This window comes from Holophagales bacterium, from assembly GCA_016719485.1.
GTDB lineage: Bacteria > Acidobacteriota > Thermoanaerobaculia > UBA5066 > UBA5066 > UBA5066.
In genome coordinates, this window is sequence record JADJZB010000021.1 from 413,208 (window position 1) to 430,185 (window position 16,978).

7 protein-coding genes and 1 pseudogene are annotated in these 16,978 nt (G+C 71.6%); 6 read left to right on the top strand and 2 right to left on the bottom strand.

All coding sequences use genetic code 11. From position 1 onward, the window contains the following. Nucleotides 1-32: 32 nt before the first annotated feature. Complete coding sequence (locus IPN03_13890; protein MBK9374779.1) at nt 33-1,385, top strand: hypothetical protein; 1,353 nt, start codon at nt 33-35, stop codon at nt 1,383-1,385. A 21-nt stretch (nt 1,386-1,406) separates the two neighbouring features. After that, nucleotides 1,407-2,741 carry a tryptophan 7-halogenase gene (locus tag IPN03_13895; GenBank protein ID MBK9374780.1) on the top strand — a complete coding sequence of 445 codons (1,335 nt, stop codon included), beginning with the start codon at nt 1,407-1,409 and terminating at the stop codon, nt 2,739-2,741. A 74-nt stretch (nt 2,742-2,815) separates the two neighbouring features. On the opposite strand, the gene IPN03_13900 is transcribed toward IPN03_13895, so the two are convergent. Together IPN03_13900 and nifJ are read right to left on the bottom strand one after the other, a co-directional pair. Continuing rightward, a complete protein-coding gene (locus tag IPN03_13900; protein MBK9374781.1) occupies nt 2,816-3,808 on the bottom strand; it encodes a dihydroorotate dehydrogenase-like protein in 993 nt (330 codons plus the stop codon). A gap of 18 nt (nt 3,809-3,826) precedes the next feature. After that, entirely contained in the window at nt 3,827-7,423 is a 3,597-nt protein-coding gene (nifJ, locus tag IPN03_13905; GenBank protein ID MBK9374782.1) for a pyruvate:ferredoxin (flavodoxin) oxidoreductase, read from the bottom strand. 628 nt (nt 7,424-8,051) lie between these two features. On the opposite strand from nifJ, the gene IPN03_13910 reads away from it, so the two are divergent. The 4 genes and pseudogenes from IPN03_13910 (at nt 8,052) to IPN03_13925 (ending at nt 16,960) form a co-directional block, all read left to right on the top strand. Continuing rightward, nucleotides 8,052-8,930 carry an ATP-binding cassette domain-containing protein gene (locus IPN03_13910; protein MBK9374783.1) on the top strand — a complete coding sequence of 293 codons (879 nt, stop codon included), beginning with the start codon at nt 8,052-8,054 and terminating at the stop codon, nt 8,928-8,930. Beyond that, nucleotides 8,927-10,513, top strand: coding sequence for a hypothetical protein (locus tag IPN03_13915; protein ID MBK9374784.1), 1,587 nt, complete (start codon nt 8,927-8,929; stop codon nt 10,511-10,513). Before IPN03_13910 ends, IPN03_13915 begins: the two co-directional genes overlap by 4 nt. A gap of 38 nt (nt 10,514-10,551) precedes the next feature. Beyond that, nucleotides 10,552-14,844, top strand: coding sequence for an acetyl-CoA C-acyltransferase (locus IPN03_13920; protein MBK9374785.1), 4,293 nt, complete (start codon nt 10,552-10,554; stop codon nt 14,842-14,844). Beyond that, nucleotides 14,841-16,960: pseudogene (locus IPN03_13925) on the top strand (enoyl-CoA hydratase/isomerase family protein). Before IPN03_13920 ends, IPN03_13925 begins: the two are co-directional and overlap by 4 nt. Nucleotides 16,961-16,978 lie beyond the last annotated feature (18 nt).

Below are 16,978 nucleotides of genomic sequence, written 5' to 3' on the forward strand. Positions count from 1 at the left end.
TCCCGGGCCCCTCGCGTGGGGCAGGAGGTTCCATGGGCGGCCGAACGGTCTTCTCGCGTGTCTCCGGGGGCATCGTCCTCGACTCCTTCTCGATCGTCTCGCTCTTCACGGGGCTCCTGGCTGCGCTGCCTGCGGGCCTCCTCCTGCTGGTCGGCTCGGGCGGGTCGCGCTCCGCCGGCATCGGTGCGGCCGCGTCCGTCGTCTGGGGGCTGACGGTCCTCGTTTTCGTTTCCCGGTTCGCCCAGCTCGGGATCGCGGGAGACAGCGAGGGTGGGCTCTTCTCCAGCTCGGCGGGACCCTGGCCCGGAACGCTCCTTGCGGCCGGCCGGCTCCTCGTCCTCTGGGCCGTGTGGGCCATCCCGTTCGTCGCGTGGGCTTTCCTGAAGAGCGAGCCGCAGGCGCCGTCCGCCGGTTTCCCGGGCATCGGGTTCGCGCTGCTCGCGGCGCCGCGCATACCGTTTCTCCTGGCGATCTGGTCCGGGCTGGGGATGGTACTTTCGTTCGCCTTCGTCGCCGTCTCTGCCGCCGCACCCGGTTTCGGTGACCTCTTTTCTGCCGCCCTCTGGAGGACGGTCCTCTCCGGCCGGGTCGGGGAGCTGTTCGTCGCCATCGCCGGGACGTTCGGCCCGCCGGTCACCGTCTTTGCCGTCGTCCTTCCCGTCTTCGCGGGGTTCGTGGCGGTGAATCCCCGGGCCGCACTGACCGGGATGATTCCGTTCCTCCTCTACGCCGTCGGGATGGTCCTCACCCTCCAGGGGAAGCTCTGCGGAGCCTTCGCAGCGGCGAGCCTCGTGGAGGAGGGGGACGTGGCCGAGGCCTTCGAGGCCGAGCTTCCCGCCGAAGCGTCCGAGGCGATCGCCGTTGCCCCCGCCGCGGTCCACGCCGGGCCGCCGGCGGCCGTCGAAGCGCAGGGCCCGGTGCTCGGGGATCCGAGGCACCTTCACACCATCTGGCAGACGCGCCTGTCGTCGGGAGATGCCGAAGCGGCGCTGGAAGCGGCGAGAGAGGCAATTCCGGCCGGACTCGCGAAGAAGGAGCCGAGGCTCGCTGCCGAGATCTACCGTCGTCACCTGGACCGGCTTCCCGAGCTCGGCCTCGACCGGACGGCGCTCGACCTCCTCGCCGACCAGCTGCTGCGCGACGGGGACGTCGCCGCGGCGGCGTGGACGTTCTCGCAGGCCCTCGACACGGAGCCGGCGGATCCGAAGGCCTTCAAGGGGCTCCTGCGCGTCGCCGAGCACCACCTGGACAAGGCGAAGGAGCCTCTCGAGGCGATCCGGGTCTACCGGTACCTGCTCGAACGGGCGCCTGCATCGCCCTTCGCCGACCACGCGCGGGACCTTCTCTCCGTGGCCGAGAAGCGGGCCGCCCGGCCTGCGGGCTGACGGTCGGCGGCAGAGTCCGGCGTGCAAGCTGTCGTGGCGGGGGCTCCCTTTCCCCCGGTCGTCGACGTCGTCGTATGCGGCGGGGGCCCTGGCGGCTCCACGGCCGCAACGCTCCTCGCCCGCCAGGGCTTCGCGGTCGTCCTCCTCGAGCGCGAGCGCTTCCCACGCTTCCACATCGGGGAGTCGCTTCTGCCGTACAACCTCCCGCTCCTCGAGAGGCTCGGGGTCCTCGAGAAGCTGAAAGCGGCCGGCCCGCAGGTGAAGTACGGCGCCCGCTTCTACCACCAGGGGACGGACCTGGCGCGCGTCGTGAGGTTCGCGGACGCTTTCGACGGAGCGCCGGACTCCGCCTTCCAGGTCAAGAGAGCGGACTTCGACGCACTTCTCCTCGAGCACGCCCGGGCCTCGGGCGTCCGGGTCCACGAAGGGGCTCGGGTGGAGGAGGTTCTCTTCGAGGGCGAGCGCGCGGTCGGCGTGAGGTTACGGACGGAGGGCGAGGAGGTGGCGCGGACGGTGACGGCGAGGGCCGTGGTCGACGCGACGGGGCGCGACGCCCTCATGTCGCGCCGCCTCGGAGGCCGACGGAAGGACCCGGAGCTCGACCGCTCGGCGGCGTTCGCGCATTTCTCGGGCTTCCGGCGGGCCGCGGGGCCGACGGGAGGGGACATCGTCGTCGTGACGACCCCCGACGGCTGGTGGTGGCTCATCCCTTTCTCCGACGGCAGCGTGTCGGTCGGAGTCGTCATGCCTTCCGCGCGTTTCGCGAAGCGGGAGGGGACGTTGGAGGAGCTCTTCGAGAGCCGCATCGCCGCCACGCCCGAGGTACGGGACCTCCTCGACGGGAACGGCCGGCTCGGAGAGGTGCGCGCGATTCCCGACTACTCCTACCGGACCCCTCGGACCTCGGGGGACGGCTTCTGCCTCGTCGGCGACGCCGCCTGCTTCCTCGACCCGGTCTTCTCGAGCGGCGTGCTCCTCGCGATGAGCTCGGGGGAGATGGCCGCGGAGGCGATCGGCCGGGCGCTTTCGCGGCGCGGACGCGTCGACGCGGCGGACTTCCTCACGATGGAGAGGCGGTACGGACGGGCGATCTCGCGTTTCAGCCGGTTCGTCCACGGCTTCTACAAGCCGCACGTCCTCGAGACGTTCTATACGGCTTCGCCGATTCCTCTGATCACGGGTGCCGTGACGACGGTCCTCGCCGGGGCCGTCTTCCGCCCGAGCCTGAAGTCGCGCTGCGGCGCTGCGGCGTTCCACCTCGCGACAGGCCTCTTCTGGCTGAAGCAGCGGGTGAGGGGACGCGGCGCGTTCGCGCGCGCGACGGGCCTACTCGTCGAGCGGGACCCCGGGTCCTGAAGCGGCTCCCGGAAAGAGAACGGGGGCGGCCCGAAGGCCGCCCCCGAAGGTTCCGTGATGCGTGAACCGGGGCTTCAGACCTTGTAGCCCTGCAGGATCCGGATGTAGTTGGCGCGCTCGAACATCGAGGCGTCGGGGCAGCGGAGGAGGTTCATCGAGCCGCGCATCTGCTCGAGCGAGTCGTACTCGTGCTCCTCGAGCCACTGCGTCAGCCCTTCGCGGATGCGGCGGATGACGTCGGGTCCCTGCTGGAGGATGCCGGAGACGACCTGTACGGCATGTGCCCCGGTCATGACCGCTTTCACCGCGTCGATGTGGGTGTGGACGCCGCCCGAGACGGCGAGGGAAGCGCGGACGTGGCCCGAGACGACCGCGAGCCACCGAAGCCTCAGGTTCAGCTCGCTCGAGTCGGACAGTCGCAGGGTCGGCTCGACCTCGAGGCTCTCGACGTCGATGTCGGGCTGGTAGAAGCGGTTGAAGAGGACCATGCCGTCGGCGCCCGCGTCGTCGAGGCGCCTGGCCATGTTCGCCATCGAGGAGAAGAAGGGGGAGATCTTGATGGCGACCGGGATCGACACGGCCTGCTTGACCGCCTTCAGGATGTCGATCGTCCGCTGCTCGACCTCGTCGCCGGTCTCGTCGGCTTTCGTCGCGAGGTAGTAGACGTTCAGCTCGAGGGCGTTCGCCCCCGCGTCCTGCATCAGCTTGGCGTAGCGGATCCAGCCGCCGGAGGTGAAGCCGTTGAGGGACGCGATGACCGGCAGCTCGACCGACTGCTTGATCCGGACGAGCTGCTCGAGGTACTGGTCCGGCCCGAGGTTGAACTCGTCGGGGCGCGGCAGGTACGTCATCGCCTCGGCGAACGAGTCGGCGTGGACGTCGATGTGGTGGTAGGTGGCGAGCTCCTCCCTCATGAGCTGCTCCTCGAAGAGGGAGTGCATGACGATGGCGGCCGCCCCGGCGTCCTCCATCCGCTTGACGAGGTCGATCTTGTCGACCATCGGCGAAGCGCCCGGCATGATCGGGTGGGGGAGCTTGAGCCCGAGGTAGGTGGTGGAGAGATCCATGGTTGTCGCTCCTCGTCCTCAGTTGGCCTTCGGGGTGGTCGGGACCGCGGCGACCGCGGCGATCGGGTCGGCCCCGCGGGCGAGGTTCTCGTAGATGGCCCACCGCGAGGCGACCTGCTCCCGCGCGAGCTCGAGGAGCATCTTGGCCCGCTCGGGGTTCGTCTTGTCGAGCATCCGGAAGCGCGTCTCGTTGGCCATGAACTTGCCGACGTCGACCTTCGGCGCGGCAGCGTCGAGGACGAGGCCCGGCTGCCCCTCGGCCACGCGGCGCGGGTCGTACCGGAAGATCGGCCAGTAGGCCGAGTCGACCGCGAGCTTCTGCTGCTCGAGGCCGAGCGACATGTCGTAGCCGTGGGCGATGCAGTGGCTGTAGGCGATGATCAGCGACGGCCCGTCGTAGCTCTCGGCCTCCGTGAAGGCCTTCACCGTCTGCGCGTCCTTGGCCCCGAAGGCGATCCGGGCGACGTAGACGTTGCCGTACGCGATGGCCATCAGGGCGAGGTCCTTCTTGCCGGCCGACTTGCCGGCCATGGCGAACTTCGCCACGGCGCCGATCGGGGTCGACTTCGAGGCCTGGCCTCCCGTGTTGGAGTAGACCTCGGTGTCGAGGACGAGGACGTTCACGTTCCGGCCCATCGCCAGGACGTGGTCGAGGCCGCCGTAGCCGATGTCGTAGGCCCAGCCGTCGCCGCCGATGATCCAGAGGCTCTTCTTCACGAGGTAGTCGGCGATGTCGAGGAGGCGGCGGGCCGGGAGGCCCTTCTCGCCGGCGAGCTTCGCCTTGAGAGCGGCGACGCGCTCGCGCTGGTGCGCGATCCCCTGCTCGGTCCCCTGGTCGGCCGTCAGGAGGCCGGAGACGAGCTCGTCGCCGAGGTGGCCGCCCAGCTCCTTCACGAGCTCTGCGGCGTGCTCGCCCTGCTTGTCGAGGGCGAGGCGCATGCCGAAGCCGAACTCGGCGTTGTCCTCGAAGAGGGAGTTCGCCCAGGCCGGGCCGCGGCCTTCCTTGTTCACCGTGTACGGGGTCGTCGGGAGGTTCCCGCCGTAGATCGACGAGCAGCCGGTGGCGTTGGCGATGAGCATCCGGTCGCCGAAGAGCTGCGTCGCCAGCTTGATGTAGGGGGTCTCGCCGCAGCCGGCGCAGGCGCCGGAGAACTCGAAGAGGGGCTGCATGAACTGCGAGTTCTTGACGTCGGCCTTCAGCTTCGTCCGGTCGGGCTCGGGGAGGTCGAGGAAGAACTTGAAGTTGTCGCGCTCGGCCTCGCGCAGCGGCGCCTGGGGCACCATGTCGAGGGCCTTGTGCCGCGGGTTCCCCTTGTCCTTGGCGGGGCAGACGACCGCGCAGAGGTTGCAGCCCGTGCAGTCCTCGGGGGCGACCTGGATCGTGTACTTCATCCCCTTGAACTCGGGGGCCCGGTAGTCGACCGACTTGTAGGTGGCCGGGGCGTTCGCGAGGAGCGCGGGGTCGTAGACCTTGGCGCGGATCGCCGCGTGCGGGCAGACCATCGCGCACTTGTTGCACTGGATGCAGAGCTTCTCGTCCCAGACCGGGATCTCGATGGCGATGTTCCGCTTCTCCCACTGCGCCGTCGCCGTGGCGAAGGTGCCGTCGACCGGGAAGGCCGAGACGGGGAGGAGGTCGCCCTTGTTCGCGAGCATGATCGCCGTGATCTTCTGGACGAAGTCGGGGGCCTCGATCGGGACGATCGGTGGCATCTTCAGCTGCGACGTCGCCGCGGCCGGGATCTTCACCTCGTGGAGGTTCGCCAGCGTCTGGTCGACCGCCTCGTAGTTCATCCTCACGAGCTCGGCGCCCTTCTTGCCGTAGGTCTTCTCGATCGACTTCTTGATCTGGTAGATCGCCTCCTCGCGGGGGAGGACGCCCGAGATCGCGAAGAAGCAGGTCTGCATGATCGTGTTGATCCGGCGGCCCATGCCGGTCCGGTCACCGACCTCGTAGCCGTCGATGACGTAGAAGCGGATCTTCTTGGCGATGAGCTGCTCCTGGACCTCGACGGGGAGCTTGTCCCACACCTCGTCGGGGCCGTAGAGCGAGTTCAGGAGGAAGACGGCGCCCGGCGCGGCGTACTCGAGGACGTCGTACTTCTCGAGGAAGCCGAACTGGTGGCAGGCGACGAAGCTCGCGGTCTTGACGAGGTAGGAGGAGCGGATCGGCTTCGGCCCGAAGCGCAGGTGCGAGATGGTGATCCCGCCCGACTTCTTCGAGTCGTAGACGAAGTAGCCCTGCGCGTAGTTGTCGGTCTCCTCGCCGATGATCTTGATCGAGTTCTTGTTCGCGCCGACGGTGCCGTCGGCGCCGAGGCCGAAGAAGACGCCGCGCGTCACGCTGGCGGGCTCGGTGTCGAACTCGGGGTCCCACTTGAGCGAGAGGTGGGTCACGTCGTCGACGATGCCGACCGTGAAGCCGCGCTTCGGCTTCTCCTTCGAGAGCTCGTCGAAGACCCCCTTGACCATCGCCGGGGTGAATTCCTTCGAGGCGAGGCCGTAGCGCCCGCCGACGACCTTCGGCTCGATGGCGAGGGGCGACGTCCCGTCCTCGCGCGCGTTGCGAAGGACCGTGACGACGTCCTGGAAGAGCGGCTCGCCGACCGAGCCGGGCTCCTTCGTCCGGTCGAGGACGGCGATCGCCTTCACGCTTTTCGGGAGGGCCCCGATGAAGGCGGAGGCGTCGAAGGGCCGGTAGAGGCGGACCTTGAGGACTCCGACCTTCTCGCCCTTGGCGAGCAGGAACTCCACCGTCTCGTGCGTCACGTCGGCGCCCGAGCCCATGATGATGATGACCCGCTCGGCCTCCGGGTGCCCCACGTAGTCGAAGAGGCGGTAGGCGCGGCCGGTCAGCTTCGCGAAGGCGTCCATCGCCTCCTGGACCTTGCCGGCGCAGGCGTCGTAGTAGGGGTTGCACGCCTCGCGGGCCTGGAAGAAGCAGTCGGGGTTCTGGGCCGTGCCGCGCAGGACCGGCGCGTCGGGCGTGAGCGCGCGCTTCCGCTGCGCGGAGACGAGGTCCTCGGACACCATCGCGAGGAGGTCCTCGTCCTGGAGGAGCTCGATCTTGGCGACCTCGCTCGACGTGCGGAAGCCGTCGAAGAAGTGAATGAACGGGAGCTTCGCCATCAGCGTCGCCCGGTGGGCGACGGCGGCGAGGTCGTGCGCCTCCTGGGGGTTGCTCGAGGCGAGCATGGCGAACCCGGTCTGGCGGCAGGCCATGACGTCGGAGTGGTCGCCGAAGATCGAGAGCGCGTGCGTCGCCACGCAGCGCGCCGAGACGTGCATGACGAACGGCGTCAGCTCGCCCGCGATCTTGTACATGTTCGGGATCATCAGGAGGAGCCCCTGCGACGCCGTGAACGTCGTCGTCAGCGCCCCGGCCTGCAGCGCCCCGTGGACGGCGCCCGAGGCGCCCCCCTCGGACTGCAGCTCCGACACGAGGGGGACGGTTCCCCAGACGTTCTTCTTCCCCTGGGCGGACCACTCGTCGGAGAACTCGCCCATCGTGGATGACGGGGTGATCGGGTAGATCGCGATCACCTCGCTGACCCTGTGGGCGACCGAGGCGACCGCCTCGTTGCCGTCCAGGGTGACCATAGGTCTCGTCGTCATGAAGACTTCCTCCTGCGGGTTTGCGGGCAGGCGTGGAGCCCGCCACAGCCTGCGCATCATCTCTCGTGCGCGCCTTTCGTGGTATCGGGCAAAGGCACCGGAAAGGGGCTGTGACGACATCTCGACTGATGCGTTTGCATCAGGAACGGGCGAGGGGGGGGGGGGGGCCCCGGGGGCCGGGGGGGGGGGGGGGGGGGGGGGGGGCCCCCGCCGCGGGGGGGCCGGGGGGGGGGCCCCGGGGCGGGCCGCGGGGGGGGGGGGGGGGGGGGGGGGGGGGGGGGGGGGGGGCGGGGGGGGGGGGGGGGGGGGGGGGGGGGGGGGGGGGGGGCGGGGGGGGGGGGGGGCGGGGCGGGGGGGGGGGGGGGTCGCGGGGGGGCGGGGGGGGGGGGGGGGGCCCCCCGCGGGCGGGGGGGGGGGGGGGGGGGGGCCCCCCGGGGGGGCGCGGGGGGGGGGGCGGGGGCCCCGGGGGGGGGGGGGGGGGGCGGGGGAGGGGGGCGGGGGGGGGGGGGGGGGGGGGGGGGGGGGGGGGGCCGCGGGGCGGGGGGGCCGCGCGGCCCCCCGGGGGGCGGGGGGGGGCCCCGCGCGGCGTTGAACCTTCCCTCGGCCCCTTCCGTATCTCTGCGGCATGGTGCTCGAATGCGACGGCCTGGGGAAGGTCTATCGAGGCGGAACGTGGGGCGTACGTGAGCTGACCCTGGGGGCGAAGGAGGGCGTCCTCGGCCTCCTCGGTCCGAACGGGGCGGGGAAGACGACGCTCATGCAGATGCTCGCGACGCTGACGCGCCCGACGACCGGGTCGGTGCGCTTCGCGGGGATCGACGTGGCGAGGAGCCCTCGATCCATCCGCGAGAGGCTCGGCTACCTGCCGCAGGACTTCGGCGTCCCGCCGGGCCTGACCTGCTTCGAGCTCCTCGACACGATCGCGCGCCTGAAGGGAATCCGGAGCCGGAGCGCCGTCCTCTCGATGCTCCAGGACGTCGGCCTCCACGACCTCGCAAAGAGGCCCGTCGAGAGCCTCTCGGGCGGGATGCGCCAGCGGCTCGGCATCGCGCAGGCGCTCGTCGGCAGTCCCGAGCTCGTCATCGTCGACGAGCCGACGGCGGGGCTCGACCCGGAGGAGAGGGTCCGCTTCCGCAACCTCCTTTCAGAGCACAGGGGGCTGAAGCTCGTCCTGCTGTCGACGCACATCGTGTCGGACGTGGAGTCGGTCGCGACCGAGATCGCCGTCGTGCGGCAGGGGAGGCTCCTCGCGTTCGGGACGCCGGACGAGCTCGTCGCCCGCGCGGCGGGGGCCGTTTGGGAGGTGGAGCTTTCGTCCGCGGAGATGGAACGCCTTCGCCCGGGACTCACCGTGGCGGGTCTCGTGAAGTACGCGGGCGGCGTCAGAGCGCGGCTCGTCGCGCGCGAGCGGCCAGTGGCGACCGCCGTGCCGGCGGCCGCGTCGCTCGAGGACGCCTACCTTCTCCTGATGCGCGAGGCGGGCGAAGCGCTCCCGGCGGCGGCGTGAGCCTCTCGCGCCTCCTCGCGGTCGCCGCGGCCGACCTGCGTGCCCGGCTCCGCAGGCCGGCAACGCTCGTCTTCCTCGCCCTCCTCCTCGCGGCCGCCTCGACGACGTTTCCCGACCCGTCGTCGGGCAGGGGGATCCTCTCGATCGGAGGACGGCGGGCCGTCTACACGTCGGCGGCGCTCGCGGTCGCGACGGCGGGGCTCCTGCCGTTCCTCCTCGGCCTCTTCGGCTTCTACGCGGTGTCGAACGCGATCGCCCTCGATCGCCGATCCGGTGCGGGGCCTCTCTTCGGCGCCACCCCGGTGACGAACGGCGAGTACCTCCTCGGCAAGCTCCTCGGCAACGTCTCGCTCCTGTCCGTGGTGACGCTGTCCTTCTCTGCCGTGGTGATGGCCGTGCAGGTCGTCCACGGCGAGGCACCGCTCGAGCCCATCGTCTTCCTCGCGCACCTTCTCGTCGTCGCCCTCCCCGCGCTCCTGGCCGTCGCGTCGTTCGCTCTCCTCTTCGAGTGCGTCCCGTTCCTGGCGGGACGCTTCGGTGACGTGGCGTTCTTCTTCGTCTGGGTCGTGACCCTCTCGATGCCCGTCCTCTTCGGCGATCCGGACAAGGGCCTCTACCCCGCGTACGCCGCCGCGCTCGACTGGAACGGCCTCGGCTTCCTGATCACGGAGATACAGCGCGTGACAGGGTCCGGCTCGATGACGATCGGCTGGGGACCGGGGACCGGGCAGCAGGGAACGCCCGTCGTCTTTCCGGGCTTCGGCTTCTCTCCCGGGATGCTGGGGAAGAGGGCCCTCGCTTTCCTGCCGCCGCTCGCGCTTCTCCCGTTCGCTCTCCTCGCGTTCGACCGCTTCGACCCGGCCCGGCGCCTCGCCTCCGCCTCGACGAAGGCGTCTCTCCTCGCCCGCATCTCCAGGCTCTTCCGGCCGGCCGCCGCGCGCCTCCTGGCGATCGCCGTTCCGGCAGAGGGCTCGGCGGGGGCGCCCGGGCTCGCGTCCGCCGTGCTGACCGACCTCCTCGTCACGCTGCGCCTTCGGCCGTTCCTCGTCGTCGGCATTCCCGCGGCCGCGATCGTCGCCCTGCTCGTCCCCGCCGCGACGGCGTCCTCGCTCCTCGCCGTCGCCTTCGTCCTCCTCGCGCTCCTCCTGGCCGACATCGGAACCCGCGAGGAGCAGACGGGCCTGGCGCGGGTCTTCGCCGCCTCTCCCGGTGCGGGAGGACGGGTGGCCGCCGTCAAGCTCCTGAGCACGCTGGCGACGGCGCTCCTGCTCCTCGTCCCGTTCGCCGCGAAGGCGTCGGTGGCTCACGGGCTCGCCCTCCCGGCCGCGGTCGCCGGCGCGCTCTTCGCGGCGTCCCTGGCCGTCGCTCTCGGGCAGGCGACCGGTTCTGCGAAGCCCTTCGTCGGACTCCTGCTCGCCCTCTGGTACGTCGCCGTGAACGACAAGGGGAGGACGCCCGCGCTCGATCTCGCGGGCTTCAGCGGGGCGGCGACGGCAGGGTCGATCGCCGGCTGGCTGGCCGTGGCCTTGCTTCTCGCCACCGGCGCGCTTCTCCTGGAACGGGTACGGCTCTCGCGGGCGTGAGGCGCTGCGGGGCGGCGTCACTTACCATGCGAGGACGGATGAAGGCTTTCACTGCCGCCTCGCTTCTCGCGCTCGCCCTGGCCGCCCCGGCGATGTCCGCGCCGCCCTTCCCGGCGGAATGGCTCCGGGCGGTTCCCGACGCGCGCGGCCCGGTCGAGAAGGCCGATCCGCGGCTCCTTTCGGCGCGGCCGGCCGGAGGCGACATCGAGGTCCTCGTCACGCTCCGGCTACCCGAGGGGGCGCGGAGCATCGGCGTCCTCTCGCCGCGGCAGTCCCTCCGGCGCGCCTTTCTCAGACGTCTCGGCGAGGACCTCCAGGGCGAGTACGCGCCGTTCGGCGTCCGGCTCGCGTGGGCGTACGAGTCGATTCCGACGCTGCTCCTGCGCGTCCCCGTCGAGGCCGTTTCCGCCCTCGCAGGGGATCCCCGGGTCGAGCGCGTGCGCCTCAACGGAAGGGTCCGAGTTCTCGATGCCGAGGGGGAAGCGCTGATGAGTGTCCCCGAGCTGCGGTCGGCGGGCGTCGACGGGACGGGTGTGACGGTGGCCGTCATCGACACCGGCATCGACTACACGCACCCCGAGCTGCCGCTCGGGACGAAAACGGTCAACCTCTACGACGCGATCGATCGCGACGGCGACGCCCAGGACGGCTACGGTCACGGCACCCCGGTCGCCGGGATCATCGCGGGGCTCGAGTCGGGGGTCGCCCGCGGCGCGAAGGTGGCCGCGGTCCGGGTCCTCGACAACCGGGGAGAGGGCACCGACGCGAACGTCCTCGAGGGGCTCGACGCCGTCCTGGCGAGCCTGGCCGCCGGGAACCCTCACGGAATCCGCGTCGTCAACATGTCGCTGGGCGGCTACTTCGACGACACGAAGCCGCCGGAGCCCGGAAGCTGCGACGTGCAGGCGCCCGACTACAAGGCCGCCTTCGACCTCCTCTCGCAGGCGGGAGTCCTCGTCGTGGCGGCGAGCGGGAACGGCGGATGCACGAACGGCATCGTCCTCCCCGCCTGCGTGAGCAACGCGCTCGCGGTCGGCGCCGTCTACGACGCGTCCGTCGGCTCGATCTTCTTCGGGCGCGGGCAGTGCCTCACGTCGGGCTGCAGCGACGGCACTCCCGCCGCGGACGCCGTCGCCTGCTATTCCGACTCGAGCGACCGCCTCGACGTCCTCGCGCCGTCGCACTGCGCGCAGGCGCCCCGGCGCGGGGGAGGCTCCATCTCCTGCTTCGGCGGCACCTCTGGCGCTGCGCCCTACGCGGCGGGAGTCGCCGCGCTCCTCTTCGGCGCCGAGCCGGCGAAGGGCCCGATCGAGGTGAAGGCGGCGATGCGCTCCACGGGGAAGCCGATCACGGACGCCCGCAACGGCATCACGCGGAACCGGCTCGACGCGCCGTCCGCGCTCGCGTCCCTGCGCTCCGCGCCCCAGGGGACGGCCCGCGCCGAGCTCTTGGTGCCCGTCGTCCTCGACGTCACCGGCCTGGGCGGGGCCCGCTTCGTCTCCGAGCTGACGCTCACGAATCGCGGGACGACATCGGCGCGCCTCGAGGCGACCTACACCGCGGCGACGGGGATGTTCCCGCAGGCCGGCGGGAGCGGCACGGTCGTCGATTCCCTCTCGCCGGGCGAGCAGCGGGTCATTCCCGACGCCATCTCCTGGCTCCGGTCGGGCAAGGGGCTCGGGATCCCGGCCGGGTCAGGCCAGGCCGGGACGCTCCGCCTCGTCTTCACCGGCCTGTCGCATCCCGAGATGGCCGCGGCGCGCGTGCGGACGGCCGCCGCCTCCTGCAACGGCGCGGCGGGACTCTCGTATCCCGCCTGGACGGCGGGGGAAACCTCCACGACGAACCTCCAGCTGTTCGGCTTGAGAAGCAGCGCTGCCGAGCGGACGAACCTCGCCGTGGTGAATGCCGGGACGGAAGGGACGGTGACGCTGAAGGTCGTCCTCCGGTCGGGGGACGGCGCGTCGGTCTACGAGGTCCCGTCCTCCCTCCTGCCGCCTCTCGGGCCGGGGGAATGGAGGCAGGTGAACGACGCCGACCTCCTCAGGGCCGCCGGCTTCACCGACGCCACGGCTCTCGTCACGCGCCTCGAAGGGACGGCGCCGTTCGGCGCCTACGCCGTCTTCAACGACAACCTCTCGAGCGACGGGTCGTACGTCCCGGCGGTGCCGAGCGGGTTCGGCGGCGAGGCGCTCGTCCTGCCTGTCGTCGTCGAGACGAGCGTCTTCGAGAGCGAGCTCGTCCTCTACAACCCCGCCATGCTCCCCGCTCGCGTCTCGCTCACCTACGTGGAGTCGCTCGCGAGCCCGAAGGGAACGGTCGGCACCGTGAACGTCGACCTCGGGCCGGGCCAGCAGCGGATCCTCCCCCGCATCCTCGACACGCTCCGCTCGCTCGGTCTTCCGCTCGGGCCGCGAGGTGCCGCGTCGTACGCGGGGACGCTCTCCATCCTGTTCACGCCCCCTGTGGGCGGCCCGACTCCCGGCCTGGCCGGTGCGAAGACGGCCGCGGCGGGAACCGGCGCGTGCGAAGGGAAGGGGAGCTTCGGGCTCTTCTACCCTGCGATCCCGGCGGCCTCCGGCGCCACCGTCGAAACCTTCGTCGACGGCCTGCAGCAGACGGCCACGACGCGCTCGAACCTCGCCCTGTTCAACCCCTCGTCCACGAACCCCGTGACGGTCCGGTACGAGGTGCGGGACGGGGCCACGGGGGGCACGGCGCTGACGCCGCCCTCCATCGACCTTCCCCCGCTCGGCTGGACTCAGGTCGACCGGGTCCTTCTCGGGTCCGGCGTCACCGATGGCTACGTCCGGATCCGGCGGGTCTCTCCCGGCGGGGTCTTCGCGGCCTACGCGGTCCTCAACGACGGTTCCGCCCCTGGCGAGAGGACGGGGGACGGGAGCTACGTGGCGGGAGTGCCTACTACCCGCCGGACTGAAATGATCCCGGGGGACCCGTCCCCGCTCGGGTTCGCCGGATCCTCCTGCCGCACCGCAGCGACCCGGAGTAGCATTTCCCGCAGCCAGGGAGGACTCATGGGCGCAAGGAAGCTGCAAGGGCGGACGGTCGTGGTCGTCGGGGGCTGCCGCACGCCCTTCCTCCGTTCCGGAACCGGGTACACCGACCTGATGGCGTACGAGCTGGGGGCGATGGCGCTTTCGGGCCTTCTCCAGCGGTATCGCATCGACCCTGCCGTCGTGGACCGCGTCATCCTCGGCACCGTCCTCGGCGAGCCGCGGACGACGAACCTCGCCCGCGAGGCGGCGCTGGCGTGCGGGCTCCCGCAGGCGTGCCCGGCGTTCACGGTGACCGCGGCGTGCGCCTCTTCGAACGTCGCGATCCAGACCGGGGTCGAGGCGATCGCCTGCGGCGCGGCCGACGTCGTCATCGCGGGGGGCGCCGAGACCCTTTCCGACGCGCCGATCCGCTTCGGGCGCGAGGTGCGCAAGAGGCTCATCCAGTCGCAGAAGGCCAGGGGGGTCCTCGACTACGTGAAGCTCCTGCAGGGGCTCTCGCTGAAGGACCTCGCTCCCGACACCCCCGCCATCGCCGAGTTCTCGACGGGCCTGACGATGGGGCAGAGCGCCGAGCGGCTCTCCAAGCGGCTGGGCCTGACCCGCGAGGAGCAGGACCGCTGGGCGCTGAAGTCCCACCAGAAGGCCGCGATCGCGACCGAGGCGGGGCTCTACCGCGGGCAGGTCGTCCCGGCGCGCGTCCCACCTTCGTTCGTGCCGATCGAGACCGACAACGGGATCCGGGGCGACTCGAAGCTCGAGAAGCTCGCCTCGCTCCCGCCCGCTTTCGACCGGTCCTTCGGCACCGTGACGGCGGGGAACAGCTCGTTCCTCACCGACGGCGCGGCGGCCTGCCTCCTGATGAGCGCCGAGAAGGCCGACGAGCTCGGTGTGACGCCGCTCGCCCGCGTCGTCTCGATGTCGCTCGTGGCGATGGACCCGCTCGAGGAGCTGCTCCTCGGGCCGGTCCTCTCCGTGCCCGAGGCGCTCGACGCCGCCGGGGTCCCGGCGGGAGAGGTGGGCGTCTGGGAGGTCCACGAGGCCTTCGCCGCTCCCGTCCTCGCCTTCCTGAAGCTCCTCGCCGACAAGGCGTACTGCCGGGAGCGGCTCGGCCGGAAGGCCGCGCTCGGAAGGATCGACGCGAAGAAGGTGAACGCCTGGGGCGGCTCGCTCGCCCTCGGGCACCCGTTCGGAGCCACCGGCGCGCGCCTCGTGACGACGTGCGTCGAGAGGATGGAGCGCGAGGGGGCCCGGCTCGGCGTCGTGACGACGTGCGCGGCGGGCGCCCTCGGGCACGCGATGGTGCTGGCGCGATGAGAAGCCTCACGCTGAAGAAGCGCGGCGACGGGGTCGCCGTCCTCCTGTTCGACACGCCGAAGCGTCCCGTCAACGTCCTGTCGGGCGAGATGCTCGAAGAGGCCGGCCCGCTCATGGCGGAGATCCTGGAGGACGACGACATCGTCGCCTGCGTCCTCGCGAGCGCCAAGCCCGACTCCTTCATCGCCGGGGCCGACCTCGACCAGGTCGTCGGCATGACGGCGAACGAGGCCGAGGCGATCTCGCGCGGCGCGCACGAGTGGCTCGACCGCGTCGCGGCGAGCCGCAAGCCGTTCGTCGCGGCCATCCACGGCGCGGCCCTCGGGGGCGGTCTCGAGGTCGCGCTCGCCTGCCACTACAGGATCGCGACCGACCACCCGAAAACGGTGCTGGCCCTCCCCGAAGTGATGCTCGGCGTCCTGCCGGCCGCGGGGGGCACGCAACGGTTGCCGCGGCTCCTCGGCCTGCAGCGTGCCCTGCCGATGCTCCTGACCGGCAAGCGGGTTCGCGCTGCGCAGGCGTACCGGCACGGCCTCGTCGACGCGCTCACCTCTCCCGGCGGTCTCCTGGAGACCGCGGCGAAAGCAGCCCTGGGCCTGGCGCAGGGAACGCTGAAGCCGAAGCGCGACAAGCAGCCCCTCACCGAGATGCCACTCTCCCTGCCGCCGGTCCGGGCGTACGCGCTCGCGAGGGCGCGCGAAGAGGTGATGAGGAAGACGCGCGGCCTCTACCCGGCGCCGCTCGAGATCCTCGCGTGCGTCGAGAAGGGCCTTGCCGACGGCGCGAACGCGGGGCAGGCCGAGGAGGCCGTCCGGTTCGGGAAGCTCGTCGGGAGCGAAGGGTCGAAGAACCTCATCCGCCTCTTCGCCGCCATGACCGCGCTCAAGAAGCCGCCGAAGGGAGACGTGCCCCGGGCCGTGAAACGCCTCGGCGTCCTGGGCGCGGGGTTGATGGGGGAGGGGATCTCCGCCGTCTCGCTCGGCCTCGGACCCGTCGTCCTCAAAGACGTTTCGGAGGAGGGCCTCTCGCGCGCCGCCAGGAACCTCCGCAAGGGGCTCGACCGGCGCGTCCGCTCGGGCGGCCTCACGCGGCTCGAGCGCGACCGGCAGTGGTTCGGTCTCCGTCCGACGGTGCGCACCGAGGACCTCGCGGGCTGTGACCTGGTCATAGAGGCGGTCTTCGAGGATCTCGCGCTGAAGCGGAAGGTCCTGGCCGAGGTCGAGGCGGTCGTCGCCCCGACGCCGTCTTCGCGAGCAACACGTCGGCCCTGCCGATCGCGCTGATCGCTGCGAAGGCCAAGCGCCCCGAGCGGGTCGTCGGGATGCACTACTTCTCGCCCGTCCCGAAGATGCCGCTCCTCGAGGTCGTCGTCGCGAAGAAGACCGCTCCCTGGGCCGTCGCGACGGTCCGCGCCTTCGGCGTGGCACAGGGCAAGACCGTCATCGTCGTGAAGGACGGTCCCGGCTTCTACACGACACGGATACTCGGCCCCTTCATCAACGAAGCGGTCGTCCTTCTCGACGAAGGGGTCGCCATCCCCGCGCTCGACGCGGCGCTCCTGGAGTTCGGCTTCCCGGTCGGCCCCGTCGCGCTCCTCGACGAGGTCGGCATCGACGTCGCCGCCCACGTCTCGAAGGACCTCGGGAAGGCCTTCGCCGCCCGCGGCGCGGCGCCGTCGGGCACGTTCACGAAGCTGTTCGACGCGGGCTACCGTGGCCGCAAGAACGCGAAGGGGTTCTACCTCTACCCGAAGGGCCGGCCCTCCGGGGCGTCGAAGGAGGTCAACCCCGACGTCTACGCGTTCTTCGGCGGCGGAAGCCGCAGGACCATGGCGACGGAGGACCTCGTCGACCGTCTCGCGCTGCTGATGGTCAACGAGGCGGCGTGGTGCCTCGCCGAAGGGATCGTCGGCTCGGCCCGCGACGGCGACGCCGGGGCGATCCTCGGCCTCGGCTTCCCGCCCTTCCGCGGCGGCCCGTTCCGGCACGTCGACGCGATGGGCGCCGCGGCGGTCGTGGAAAGGATGGAGGATCTCGCCGCACGTCACGGCGCGCGGTTCATCCCGGCCCCGATCCTGGTGGAGATGGCCCGTACGGGGAAGACGTTCTACAGGTAGGCGACGGCCGCCACGGCG